This is a genomic window from Vibrio sp. D417a (assembly GCF_030248595.1).
Taxonomy (GTDB): Bacteria; Pseudomonadota; Gammaproteobacteria; order Enterobacterales; family Vibrionaceae; genus Vibrio; species Vibrio alginolyticus.
Map to the genome: position 1 here is coordinate 104,384 of NZ_JAHGAM010000010.1, position 12,447 is coordinate 116,830.

Annotated in this window: 12 protein-coding genes; 6 read left to right on the plus strand and 6 right to left on the minus strand. The window is 42.7% G+C overall.

The genetic code is table 11. The annotated features are described in order from the left end of the window. Positions 1-396 precede the first annotated feature (396 nt). Positions 397-645: a YciN family protein gene (locus tag KI742_RS11415; protein WP_005387884.1), complete on the plus strand. Its 249-nt coding sequence runs from the start codon at positions 397-399 to the stop codon at positions 643-645. Positions 646-708: 63 nt separating this feature from the next. Here the strand turns inward: KI742_RS11415 and aroA are convergent, their stop codons facing one another. Continuing rightward, entirely contained in the window at positions 709-1,989 is a 1,281-nt protein-coding gene (aroA, locus tag KI742_RS11420) for a 3-phosphoshikimate 1-carboxyvinyltransferase (RefSeq protein WP_005387883.1), read from the minus strand. Between the two features lie 290 nt (positions 1,990-2,279). After that, positions 2,280-2,756 carry a glycine zipper 2TM domain-containing protein gene (locus KI742_RS11425; RefSeq protein ID WP_005378348.1) on the minus strand — a complete coding sequence of 159 codons (477 nt, stop codon included), beginning with the start codon at positions 2,754-2,756 and terminating at the stop codon, positions 2,280-2,282. A gap of 39 nt (positions 2,757-2,795) precedes the next feature. Here KI742_RS11425 and aat point away from each other — a divergent pair, with 39 nt between their 5' ends. The 3 genes from aat (at position 2,796) to infA (ending at position 4,501) form a co-directional block, all read left to right on the plus strand. After that, positions 2,796-3,503, plus strand: coding sequence for a leucyl/phenylalanyl-tRNA--protein transferase (gene aat / locus KI742_RS11430; protein WP_005378347.1), 708 nt, complete (start codon positions 2,796-2,798; stop codon positions 3,501-3,503). Next, complete coding sequence (locus KI742_RS11435; protein ID WP_047100846.1) at positions 3,500-4,201, plus strand: arginyltransferase; 702 nt, start codon at positions 3,500-3,502, stop codon at positions 4,199-4,201. The genes aat and KI742_RS11435 overlap by 4 nt, the downstream gene beginning before the upstream one ends. Positions 4,202-4,282: 81 nt before the next feature. Further along, complete coding sequence (gene infA, locus KI742_RS11440; RefSeq protein WP_001040192.1) at positions 4,283-4,501, plus strand: translation initiation factor IF-1; 219 nt, start codon at positions 4,283-4,285, stop codon at positions 4,499-4,501. A 133-nt stretch (positions 4,502-4,634) separates the two neighbouring features. Here the strand turns inward: infA and clpA are convergent, their stop codons facing one another. Further along, entirely contained in the window at positions 4,635-6,902 is a 2,268-nt protein-coding gene (gene clpA / locus KI742_RS11445; protein WP_005387879.1) for an ATP-dependent Clp protease ATP-binding subunit ClpA, read from the minus strand. A 50-nt stretch (positions 6,903-6,952) separates the two neighbouring features. Further along, on the minus strand, positions 6,953-7,273 hold the full coding sequence (gene clpS, locus KI742_RS11450; protein ID WP_005378419.1) for an ATP-dependent Clp protease adapter ClpS: 321 nt from the start codon (positions 7,271-7,273) through the stop codon (positions 6,953-6,955). Between the two features lie 704 nt (positions 7,274-7,977). On the opposite strand from clpS, the gene cspD reads away from it, so the two are divergent. Further along, positions 7,978-8,196, plus strand: coding sequence for a cold shock domain-containing protein CspD (cspD, locus tag KI742_RS11455; protein WP_005378407.1), 219 nt, complete (start codon positions 7,978-7,980; stop codon positions 8,194-8,196). A gap of 185 nt (positions 8,197-8,381) precedes the next feature. Here cspD and KI742_RS11460 read toward each other — a convergent pair whose 3' ends face one another. Then, entirely contained in the window at positions 8,382-10,607 is a 2,226-nt protein-coding gene (locus KI742_RS11460) for an NADP-dependent isocitrate dehydrogenase (protein WP_025766922.1), read from the minus strand. 311 nt (positions 10,608-10,918) lie between these two features. On the opposite strand from KI742_RS11460, the gene KI742_RS11465 reads away from it, so the two are divergent. Then, positions 10,919-11,620 carry a pseudouridine synthase gene (locus tag KI742_RS11465; RefSeq protein WP_005387874.1) on the plus strand — a complete coding sequence of 234 codons (702 nt, stop codon included), beginning with the start codon at positions 10,919-10,921 and terminating at the stop codon, positions 11,618-11,620. An 85-nt stretch (positions 11,621-11,705) separates the two neighbouring features. On the opposite strand, the gene KI742_RS11470 is transcribed toward KI742_RS11465, so the two are convergent. Beyond that, on the minus strand, positions 11,706-12,383 hold the full coding sequence (locus tag KI742_RS11470) for a DUF2057 family protein (protein WP_017634732.1): 678 nt from the start codon (positions 12,381-12,383) through the stop codon (positions 11,706-11,708). Between the last annotated feature and the right edge of the window lie 64 nt (positions 12,384-12,447).

A 12,447-nucleotide genomic window follows, 5' to 3' on the forward strand; every position in this document is an offset into this window, starting at 1 on the left:
ACCTTGTTTAAAGGCCACCCGCATAATGTTCTATTTCATTGCTTCTTTTTTTACTATTGTGCGAGATGAAAAGAAGATCAACTGCTTTTTTGAAATTCAGATCCGATTGGTTGACAATTCATCGTCTTTATACTTCAAAGAGACAGGGTTCTGAAAGGTATTGAGCGGCATATCTAAACAGGCAAACTTAGCATCCGCTAATCCAATGCAATAAATTTTGTTACCCATCACAAAATAGTTTGGTTCAATGCTCTGCCATCTTCCTCCGCATCATGCTTATACTCTAAAAATTGATCTGTTTAGTCTTACTGAACGATTGACTGAATTAATCATGCAAACCCATTTTAGTTGTAGGTATACTCAGCGTTCTTAACTGAATAGGATGGTAGAAAGAATATGTCTGATAGAACGTTTATCGAAGAGTTCGACCTTCTTTTGATCGCTAACCAAATCATCCAAGAGCACGATGATTACATCGAGGGAATGCGAGCAACAAGTGTAGAAGAAAAAGAAGGTGTTTTAGTTTTTAAAGGTGAATACTTCCTTGATGACAAAGGTTTACCAACTTCAAATACGACTGCAGTATTCAATATGTTCAAATACTTAGCGCATCACCTTTCTAAGGAATTTACGCTGGTTAAATAGTATTGGGAAACAAAAAAGCCAGAGTGTTATTCACTCTGGCTTTCCTGTTTCAGGTCAGAATATTTAGCAGCTTAAAGCCTTAAGTTTGTCGAAGTAGTCAGGGAACGTTTTCGACGTACACTTTGGATCGTTAATCGTCACAGGCGTATCACTAAGTGCCACCAGCGAAAAACACATCGCCATTCGATGATCATCGTAAGTATCAATCGCAGCATGCTTTAACTGAGAGACAGGTTTGACGATGATGTAGTCTTCCCCTTCTTCCACTTCCGCACCAACTTTACGTAACTCAGTCGCCATAGCTGACAAACGGTCTGTTTCTTTTACACGCCAGTTATAAACGTTACGAATAGCGGTAGTGCCTTCGGCAAATAACGCTGTTGTCGCGATGGTCATTGCAGCATCAGGGATATGGTTGTAATCCATATCAATGCCTTTTAATTGACCAACACGTGAAATTACGTAGTCATCACCCCATTCAATTTCTGCACCCATTTTTTCAAGCGCATCAGCAAATTGAATATCACCTTGAATGCTGTTTTTACCGATACCCGTGACTTTAACTTCTCCGCCTTTGATGGCTGCCGCCGCCAAGAAGTAAGAAGCAGAAGACGCGTCACCTTCAACCAAGAAATCACCTGGAGCGATGTATTGCTGACCGGCTGGGATCACAAACTCTTGATAGTCGTTGTTGATCACATCGACTCCAAACTGCTTCATGATATGCAGGGTGATATCGATATAAGGCTTAGAAACCAAATCGCCTTCGATGTTGATGCGAATTTCACCTTCAGCCAATGGCGCAGACATTAAGAAAGCGGTCAAGAACTGACTTGAAATGGACCCATCGATAGAAACTGTACCTGCTTTTAGGCCAGTACCAATTATTTTGAGAGGCGGAAAGTTCTCGTTTTCCATGTACTCAACGTTCGCACCAGCATCTTTCAGTGCCGTGACAAGGTGACCAATTGGACGCTCTTTCATACGAGGTTCGCCCGTCAGTACATACTCCCCTTCTCCAAGACAAAGAGCCGCAGCTAATGGTCGCATCGCAGTGCCAGCATTGCCGAGAAATAATTCTACTGGTTCTGAGACAGAAAACGGACGCCCAAGGCCTTCAACGAGACATTCTGTTTTATCTTCGGAAAGTTGGTATTGAACGCCTAGTTTAGTCAGCGCATTCAGCATATGACGAATATCATCACTGTCGAGGAGATTAGTAAGGCGAGTTCTGCCTTTAGCAAGAGCAGCAAGTAAAAGAGCTCGATTAGAAACGCTTTTAGAGCCAGGAAGGTTCACTTCCCCTTGAATTTTATTGATAGGTTGTAACGTTAGGCTTTCCATTAAAAGTTGATAATCCTTTGTGCCCTCAACATACGATTTTTTATGAGGGCTAAACAATTCTTCGTGAATTCAGACTACCCAAAAAAACACGACAAAACCAGAGTAAATCGGCGCTAATTTATGAATATCCTCAAGCAGCCTAAAGATACAGAATTAAAGGCATTGCCAGCGATGTAAATAAGAGCGAAAGAAGCACGGCGAAACAGCAAACTATTTCGACTTGATTTGACAATAAGCCAGCCCGACTGTACATGCCTGATTAAGCTTCGTTAGGCTAAAACAACCTAGGGTTAATAAGTGATATCAACCCTGACTCCATCATCAAAATATAAAATACGAACTTCATCCCCTCGACTAAATAACATATTTTTATCAACATCTTGGATGACATTAATTAGCTTATCACCCTTCACTTTGATGAGTAGCTCAACTAACTTATATTCAACCGTGTATTGGTAATTACTTTGGTTTTGAGCAACTGCGGCACCTGCAAGCGCACCCACTGCCGTCGCGACTTCTCTTCCCGTACCGCCACCAAATTGATTACCGACTAAACCACCGATAGTGGCACCAAGTAGTGTCTTCCAACCGTTACTTTTCGATTGAACAACCTCTTGTTGAGTAATATAACGGACAGAGTCAATCTTCCCGTAAACTACTTCATTAACTGGCTTGGCAACATTTCTTTCATAGGCTGCGTTGGCGACAAGTGGTAAAAACAGTATGATCCCAAGCCATACTTTTACGATATTTCTTAACCAGGTCATCATAAACTCCTCTGACTCCAATGTTGGTAACGACTTCTTATGGCTATTTATTTAACTGAACTCGATGAAACGTTCAACTTTCCCTCACCCTATAAAGCACTCAGCGACCCCAATGGTTTGCTGGCTTTTGGTGGTGACTTAAACCCCATGAGAATCCTCAATGGTTACTATCAAGGCATTTTCCCTTGGTATGGTCCTGGTGAACCTATTTTATGGTGGAGCCCTTCTCCGCGCGCTGTGTTTGACCCATTGCAGTTTAAGCCATCTAAAAGTCTCAAAAAATTTCAGCGTAAACATAACTATAAAGTAACACTCAATTTCGCGACAGAAGAAGTGATTAGACTATGTTCTTCAACACGCCCTGCAGAGGAAACATGGCTCAACGAGGAAATGCAAACTTCCTACATTGAGTTAGCCAAACTTGGTCACTGTCACTCTGTAGAAGTATGGCATGACAACAACCTGATTGGCGGACTATATGGCATCTGCGTGGGCCAACTTTTTTGCGGGGAGTCGATGTTTAGCCTAAAAGATAACGCATCCAAAATTGCATTGTGGTACTTATGCAACCATTTGGCGTCAAAGCAAGGTCAATTAATCGATTGCCAAGTTATGAATTCTCACTTGGCATCACTTGGCGCATTTGAACTTGAGCGTGACGAATTTATGCAAAAACTACTATCTTTAAGAGAAAAGCAAACACTATTTGATGCCTATCAGCCCCAAGTTTTGCAGGATTCAGTATGAGTACGGATATACAACATATTCGAATAGGGTTGACGAATAATCACCCTTGTAGTTATTTGCCTGAACGGCAAGAGCGGGTTGCGGTGGCACTTGATGAAAGGCTGCATACTGAAGAAAATTACCAGTTGCTCATGGCTAACGGTTTTCGTCGTAGCGGAGATACCATATATAAACCGCATTGCGAGCATTGCACCGCTTGCCAGCCAATTCGAGTCTCGATTCCAGACGTTAGACTATCAAAAAGTCAGAAGAGGCTGCTTAATAAAGCACAGTCTTTACGCTGGGAAATGAAACCTGAAATGGATGAGGAATGGTTTGAGCTTTACAGTCGGTACATCTGCAAACGGCATAGAAACGGCACTATGTACCCACCAAAGCGTGATGAGTTTGCTCGATTTGCTCAAACCAGCTGGCTGACAACGTCGTTTTTACACATTTACGATGAATCAGATCAATTGCTCGCCATTGCAGTGACAGATTTGATGCCACAATGCTCGAGTGCTTTTTATACTTTCTTTGACCCTGACTACGAGTTATCTCTTGGGACATTAGCGGTGCTTTATCAAATTAAATACTGCCAAGAAAACAAACAACAGTGGCTATATTTGGGATATCAGATTGATGAGTGCCCAGCAATGAGCTACAAAACACGCTTTCAACGCCACCAAAGGCTAGTAAATCAGCGTTGGCGAGGGTAGAATACGCCTCAACTTTACATAATTACTATTTAGCGGCAGAATATAGCCCGCTAATATTGCCTAATTTCTAAAGAGGATTAAATGGCTAAAGAAGACGTAATCGAGATGCAAGGCACAGTCCTTGACACTCTACCAAACACTATGTTCCGTGTTGAACTTGAAAACGGTCACGTTGTGACTGCTCACATCTCTGGCAAGATGCGTAAGAACTACATCCGTATCCTAACGGGTGACAAAGTAACTGTAGAGATGACTCCATACGACCTGTCAAAAGGCCGCATCGTCTTCCGCGCTCGTTAATCTCTGATTTTCGGATGCAATAAAAAACGGAGCAAGCTGCTCCGTTTTTTATTGCACAATTTTTTCCGATTTAGTTCAGATAAAAAAACGCACGATTTTCTCGTGCGCTTTTGCGTTTGTTACCGACTAACGATTAATGCATCGCTGTCTCTTTCTCACTTAAGTATTCAAACTCAAGCGTATCGTTGACCAGCGTTACCTTCACTGTACCGCCGTCAACTAAAGATCCAAACAACAGTTCGTTAGCCAAAGGCTTCTTAAGCTGTTCTTGGATAACACGCCCCATTGGGCGAGCCCCCATAGCTTTGTCATAACCTTTATGTGCTAACCAATGGCGAGCGTCTTGCGATACTTCCATTGAAACGCCTCTCGCATCAAGTTGCACTTGCAGTTCAACAATGAACTTATCAACCACTTGATGGATAACGCTTTCATCAAGGCTGTTAAACCAGATAATGTTATCAAGACGGTTACGGAACTCAGGAGTAAACACCTTCTTAATTTCCGCCATTGCATCGTGACTGTTGTCTTGTTGAATCAAACCAATTGATTTCTTCTCGGTTTCCGCCACACCTGCGTTAGTTGTCATAACAAGAATGACATTACGGAAGTCTGCTTTGCGACCATTGTTGTCCGTTAGCGTACCGTTATCCATGACTTGCAACAACAGGTTAAAGATATCAGGGTGCGCTTTTTCAATCTCATCAAGTAATACGACTGAATGTGGGTGCTTAATAACAGCATCAGTTAGCAAACCACCTTGGTCATAACCGACATAACCAGGAGGCGCACCAATCAAGCGACTTACGGAGTGACGCTCACCATACTCAGACATATCAAAACGAAGTAGCTCGATACCTAGAAGCTTAGATAACTGCACCGTCACCTCTGTTTTACCAACCCCTGTTGGGCCTGCAAACAAGAATGAACCAACAGGTTTGTTGTCTACACCTAAACCTGCGCGTGTCAGCTTGATCGCCTCGGATAATGCATCAATCGCATTATCTTGACCGAATACCAACATCTTCATTTTGCTATCTAAGTTTTTCAAAATGTCTTTATCTGAAGAAGAAACCGACTTCTCTGGAATTCGCGCCATTTTGGCAACCATTGATTCGATATCAGCCACTCCGACCGTTTTTTTACGACGGCTTGCAGGAGCAAGACGACTACGAGCACCAGCTTCATCAATGACATCAATGGCCTTATCTGGTAGATGGCGTTCATTAATGTATTTAGCCGACAGTTCTACCGCGGCACGCAGTGCTTTATTGGTATAACGTACTTCATGGTGAGCTTCGTACTTCGGCTTCAAGCCCATCAAGATTTTAGTTGTATCATCCAATGAAGGCTCTACAACGTCTATCTTTTGGAAACGGCGAGACAACGCACGCTCTTTCTCGAAAATGTTGCTGTATTCTTGGTATGTCGTCGAACCAATACAACGCAACTTACCGCTACTTAAAAGAGGCTTAATAAGATTTGCTGCATCGACTTGACCACCAGATGCCGCGCCTGCACCGATGATGGTATGTATTTCATCGATGAACAAAATGGCATCTTCTTCTTTTTCAAGTTGTTTCAAAATCGCCTTGAAGCGCTTTTCAAAATCACCGCGATATTTGGTACCAGCGAGCAAAGAGCCAATATCTAGTGAATAAATCACGCTGTTTTGAATAACCTCAGGGACCTGCCCTTCGACAATTCTCCATGCAAGACCTTCCGCTATGGCTGTTTTACCAACCCCTGCCTCACCCACTAGTAGTGGATTATTCTTGCGGCGTCGACAAAGTACCTGAATAGTGCGCTCTAACTCTTTATCACGTCCAATGAGTGGGTCGATGTTTCCATCTTTAGCGACTTGATTAAGATTCGTCGCAAAGCTTTCTAAGCGTTCTTCAGAATTAGGCTCTTCAACACTTTCTGAGCTAAACGAGTCTGATGATGAATCCTCACCTGCACCTGATGCTTTAGTAATACCGTGGGAGATGAAGTTAACAATATCTAATCGGGAGATGTCATTTTTCTTCAGTAGGTAAGCGGCATGCGACTCTTGCTCACTGAAGATAGCAACAAGCACGTTGGCGCCTGTTACTTCATTACGACCAGACGACTGTACATGAAAGACGGCGCGTTGTAGTACACGTTGAAAACTCAAAGTCGGCTGCGTTTCACGCGTCTCATCACTATCTGGGATAAGAGGCGTAGTTTGATCGATGAAAATATCGAGTTCGTTGCGTAAAGCGTCAAGATCCGCCTTACAAGCTAGAAGGGCTTCCTTAGCTGCATCATTTTCCAACAATGCAAGTAGGAGGTGTTCGACAGTCATAAACTCGTGGCGTTTATCGCGCGCCCGAGCAAATGCACCGTTAAGGCTTGACTCTAGTTCTTTATTTAGCATAAGTACCTCCCGAAAAAACAACTGGGGTTGTTCGAGCAAGTCTTCTTTGTTTACGCTTGCTCCATAGTGCAAAGTAGCGGATGTTCATTTTCCCTTGCGTACATCGTAACTTGCGCTACTTTTGTTTCGGCAATTTCTGCGCTGTATGTGCCGCAGATTGCCTTTCCTTCATAGTGGACCTGAAGCATGATTTGAGTTGCTTTATCAATATCATGTGAGAAAAATCGCTCAAGCACCTCTATGACGAAATCCATAGGTGTATAGTCATCATTATTGAGTACGACATTGTACAGCTTAGGTGGCTGGACTTTCGTACTTTCTCGCTCCAGAAGATCAGAGTCCGGAGTGACCCATTCAAAATTTTTACTCATGGCAATCTAAAGATATCGTATCAAAGGGTTGATGTTTTCGACCTATAAAAACAATCTACCACAAGCATGCAGCGCGGTGTAGTGAGTTATGGCACCGAATTCGATCTTTGATCGATAAAAGTTGCTACCTAATATAGAGACTAATGCACGTCTTGATACGGCGCAAATAAAAGATGCTTGTCGATAAGTTACACATTTTTTCTTATAAAAGAACTTTCTATTTATTGCTCTCGGACTATTGCAAACCACCCCATCATCTTCTATCTGGATCACACTTCCTCATTGAGAATACGGTAATTATCACGAAAACTTCATTTTTTATTCAGTCAGAGGATTCTTCTCCCATAAGCAACACGGACAGTATGGCTTTTTCAGTATGAGCCACTTCATAGGCAAATTGACTAAACTTCTGCGTATATACGAAAAACTGTTTGCAAATTTGTTAATCTCAAAAGTGATTTGTTTTCAATTATGTTTCTGTTTGTTGCTCACTGCTATTGACTGTCGAAATTCATTGACTACAGTGGAAAGTGTCGATGCATAAATCATCATTTTGAAACTTCTCTTCTTTAAGTGGTTTGATGAATGTGACTTATCATTGATTTGACGTTTGTTGGCATTCGCTGACAATGGTAGTACCAAGTTAAAGGTATAACTTGGTTGCAGTAACAACATCAGTAAAAAATGCATGAGGGATGTAAAGCATGGCTACAGGTACAGTAAAGTGGTTTAACAATGCCAAAGGATTTGGGTTTATTTGTTCAGATGAAGAAGAGGGAGATATCTTTGCCCACTACTCAACTATCCAGATGGACGGTTATCGTACACTGAAAGCAGGCCAACAAGTCTCTTACGAGATTGAAAAAGGTCCCAAAGGCTGTCACGCGAGTAGCGTCGTGCCTCTTGAAGGCCAAGCCAAATAATTAGAGCGCTGTCGAAATATAAAAATATTGCTCTCGAAACGCCACGTTGATGTTTTGAAGAGAAAAATAAACCCGCCAAGATAGCGGGTTTCTTACTATTTAGAGCACGTGTTACAAAAGGAACACTTACAACGCACTTATAGGATAGGAAACACGCCGAAAACGACGTGTTTTTTAACACTAACTTACTTGTTAATGATTGCGTTAAAGGTTTCGCTTGGACGCATCAATTTAGAAACCAATGCATCGTCTAGTAAGTAGTAACCTCCTAGCTCACCTTTCACGCCTTGCGCATTATTTAGCTCAGCAACGATCGTTTCTTCCTGCTCTGACAGCGCTTTTGCAATTGGTGCAAATTCAGCAGCAAGATCCGCATCATCCGTTTGCTCTGAAAGCGCTTTCGCCCAGTAAAGTGCAAGATAGAAGTGGCTTCCACGGTTATCTAGCTCACCCACTTTGCGTGACGGAGATTTGTTGGTGTCTAAAAACTCACCGGTCGCTTTGTCTAGTGTATCTGCTAGAACCTGAGCCTTAGGATTGTTTGTCGCTACACTTAAATGCTCTAACGAAGCTGCAAGCGCTAGGAACTCGCCCAAAGAATCCCAACGAAGGTGATTCTCTTTTTCTACTTGTTGAACGTGCTTAGGAGCAGAACCACCAGCGCCTGTTTCAAATAGACCACCACCATTCATCAATGGAACAATAGATAGCATCTTAGCAGACGTACCTAACTCTAGAATTGGGAACAAGTCTGTTAGGTAGTCGCGAAGAACATTACCTGTAACAGAGATAGTATCTAGGCCCGCTTTCATACGCTCTAGTGAGTACTTACAAGCTTCAACAGGAGATAGGATCTTAATCTCTAGACCGTCAGTATCGTGATCTGGTAGGTAGGCGTTTACTTTCTTGATGAGCTCAGCATCGTGCGCACGGTTTTCGTCTAGCCAGAATACAGCTGGAACACCTGTTGCACGTGCGCGAGTCACTGCTAGTTTAACCCAATCTTGGATTGGTGCGTCTTTAACCTGACACATACGGAAGATATCGCCTTCTTCAACCGCTTGCTCTAACAGTACGTTACCTGAAGCATCAACAACGCGAACAGTACCCGCAGCGTCTAGAATGAATGTCTTGTCGTGAGAACCATATTCTTCAGCTTTCTGAGCCATTAGACCAACGTTAGGCACGCTACCCATAGTGGTCGGGTCAAATGCGCCGTGCTCTTTACAGAAATCAATAACCGCTTGGTAAATACCTGCGTAGCTACGATCTGGAATCATCGCTTTGGTGTCTTTTTGTTTACCATCTGGTCCCCACATTTGACCCGAAGAGCGAAGCATTGCTGGCATAGAAGCATCTACAATAATGTCACTTGGTACATGTAAGTTTGTGATACCACGATCAGAGTCAACCATCGCAAGTTCTGGTTGAGTTTGGTAAACCGCTTGAATGGCCGCTTCAATTTCTGATTTTTGCGCTTCAGGTAGAGACTCAATTTTTGAGTAAACATCACCGATGCCATTGTTTACATCAACGCCTAGCTCTTCAAACAGCTTACCGTACTTATCGAAAACGTCTTTGTAGTAAACTTTTACTGCATGGCCGAAAATGACAGGGTCAGAAACTTTCATCATCGTCGCTTTCATATGAAGAGACAGCAGCACGTCTTGCGCTTTCGCTTCTGCAATCTCTTTCTCGAAAAATTCAACCAACGCCTTCTTCTTCATTACTGAAGTATCAATGACTTCTTTATCTAGTAATGGGAACGCAGACTTAAGCTCTTTAACTGTACCATCATTACCGACAAACTCGATTTTGACCTCTGTTGCACCAGAGATAGTTGTAGACTTTTCGCTACCAAAGAAGTCATTGTCTGACATGCTCGCAACATGAGACTTAGATTCTGCTGACCATGCACCCATTGAGTGTGGGTTTTTCTTCGCGTAGTTCTTAACCGAAGTCGGAGCACGACGGTCTGAGTTACCTTCACGAAGTACTGGGTTAACCGCACTACCTTTGATTTTGTCGTAAGCCGCTTTAATCGCTTTCTCTTCGTACGTGCTCGGCTCTTCTGGGTAGTTTGGTAAATCGTAACCTTTCGCCTGAAGCTCTTTAATCGCCGCTTTAAGCTGAGGAACTGAAGCTGAAATGTTAGGTAGCTTGATGATATTTGCTTCTGGAGTTTGAGCTAGTTCACCAAGCTCAGTCAACGCATCGCCAATGCGCTGTTCTTCTTTTAGATGCTCTGGGAAGTTAGCGATAATTCGACCTGCTAGTGAAATATCACGAGTATCTACATTGATGCCAGACGATGCTGTGAATGATTGAATGATTGGTAGTAATGAATAAGTTGCTAGCGCCGGCGCTTCATCAGTGATGGTGTAGATAATTGTAGGTTTTTCTGTAGGCATGAAATTTCCCTATTTTTTAATCAACTTGTTGGCTGATCAACTCAGCGTCTGAGTTGGTTTAATTGACGCATTGCTGCACGTTAGCAGTACATGTCTCCTCACTAACGCCACATGCGGTTCGCACTCTTTGTTGTAGTTTGAAGCTCTAAGCTCTGAATCCATGAGTGCACTGATATAATTAAACAAATAACACGAATTAGTCTATCATTCTGTGCGCGTTTGTTAGTTTTAGGCGCGCAAATCATATCCGATCATGAGAAAACTTAAAACTTTCAAACACAGTTCATTTACATTTTTGCAGGGTAGTTAACATGTCATCTCGTACAGGTCAGGAAAAAGGTCGCAGTCGTAACCAGTCTAAAACGGGCCATTTTAAACACTCAGGAGCTCGCAATGGCTCGAAGACTCGTACTCAACAAGACCGCCGCCCTAATCGTCCAACAAAAAGCCAAAAGCCAAAAGTGGCCCCTAAAGATCGTAAAGTCATTATTTTCAATAAGCCTTACGATACGCTCAGTCAATTTACCGATGGCGATGGTCGCAAAACGTTAGCGGACTATATCCCAATCAAAAATGTCTATGCGGCTGGCCGATTGGACCGAGACAGCGAAGGTTTAATGGTACTCACTAACGATGGCATCTTGCAGGCGAAGCTAACGCAGCCAAAGTCAAAATCACCGAAGACTTATTGGGTTCAAGTCGATGGCGCTCCTCAAGAGCAAGATCTTGAAAAATTGAGAAAGGGAGTAGAGCTAAAAGATGGTATGACTCTACCAGCCGAAGTTGAAGTTATTCCAGAACCACAAGTCTGGGACAGAACTCCTCCGGTTCGTTTTCGCGCAAATATCCCTACCACTTGGTTAGCCATTACCATTATCGAAGGAAGAAATCGTCAGGTGCGTCGCATGACTGCGCACATTGGCTTCCCTACTTTGCGCCTCATTCGTCATTCGATGGGTGATATCGTCCTTAACGACCTAATGCCTGGTGAATGGAGAGAAATCTCTCTCTAATAAGCAGAAAAGATAAAAGCAGGCTTAAAGCCTGCTTTTTAGATTCGTACTTTTTCAGTTAAGCCCTATCTAATGAACTAAGGGATTACTGCTCAGCAAGCCAGTTTTTAAATGCCTCTTTTTCCGCCGGAGACGCTTTCTGGTACATCGTCTTTAATACATCAACCATTGGGCTGTCGTTCGATGCGGCTGTTGAACGGGTATCACTAGTCTCAACTCGAGGCTCGATATCACTTACTGATTGTTGATGCTGATTCACAGTTACATAACTAACGGCAACACTCGCGATACCGCCAGCAATATTGTAGTTGCGAGATTCTTGAGGGTAATTACGACCAATTTGAACACCATCTGACTCTAATACATCTTCGACCAAAGCAATAGGTTGGCCTTTGGTATCCAGTAATTGCCAATCTAGAGGCGAGATGTTGTTTTGCGCTTGACGAAGAGTTTTAAACTCTGGCAGTTCAAACGTTAGCTTTTCGTTTTCAGCATCAAATTTAGCAACGATTACATCACTGTAAACCGTCTTAAGGTTTTCGTTAATTTCGAATGTAGGTTGATATTTGAAGACAATTTGATTCGTTCCGTCAGGTAGTTCGATTGTCTTCTCACTAGAAAAAAGACCACCTTCTAGATCTGGCTTCTCCATGTTGACGGCCAATAACTTCACGTCTTCTGGAACCACTAAAGTCGTTGCAGCGTAGAGGTTTGTACTGGCAAAAATAGACAGTGCCATTGCCACTTTTAATGATAACTGCATAGAATTTTTCATCCTTATCTTCATAGTAAAAGACCCAGCATATAGCTGGGTCTTACAATATCAA

Coding starts and splice junctions, on each gene's coding strand:
- KI742_RS11415 (WP_005387884.1), top strand. CDS start 397: ATGTCTGATAGAACGTTTATCGAAGAGTTCGACCTTCTTTTGATCGCT.
- clpS (WP_005378419.1), bottom strand. CDS start 7,273: ATGAGTAAAAATTTTGAATGGGTCACTCCGGACTCTGATCTTCTGGAG.
- KI742_RS11435 (WP_047100846.1), top strand. CDS start 3,500: ATGAGTACGGATATACAACATATTCGAATAGGGTTGACGAATAATCAC.
- KI742_RS11460 (WP_025766922.1), bottom strand. CDS start 10,607: ATGCCTACAGAAAAACCTACAATTATCTACACCATCACTGATGAAGCG.
- infA (WP_001040192.1), top strand. CDS start 4,283: ATGGCTAAAGAAGACGTAATCGAGATGCAAGGCACAGTCCTTGACACT.
- aroA (WP_005387883.1), bottom strand. CDS start 1,989: ATGGAAAGCCTAACGTTACAACCTATCAATAAAATTCAAGGGGAAGTG.
- KI742_RS11470 (WP_017634732.1), bottom strand. CDS start 12,383: ATGCAGTTATCATTAAAAGTGGCAATGGCACTGTCTATTTTTGCCAGT.
- cspD (WP_005378407.1), top strand. CDS start 7,978: ATGGCTACAGGTACAGTAAAGTGGTTTAACAATGCCAAAGGATTTGGG.
- aat (WP_005378347.1), top strand. CDS start 2,796: ATGGCTATTTATTTAACTGAACTCGATGAAACGTTCAACTTTCCCTCA.
- clpA (WP_005387879.1), bottom strand. CDS start 6,902: ATGCTAAATAAAGAACTAGAGTCAAGCCTTAACGGTGCATTTGCTCGG.
- KI742_RS11425 (WP_005378348.1), bottom strand. CDS start 2,756: ATGACCTGGTTAAGAAATATCGTAAAAGTATGGCTTGGGATCATACTG.
- KI742_RS11465 (WP_005387874.1), top strand. CDS start 10,919: ATGTCATCTCGTACAGGTCAGGAAAAAGGTCGCAGTCGTAACCAGTCT.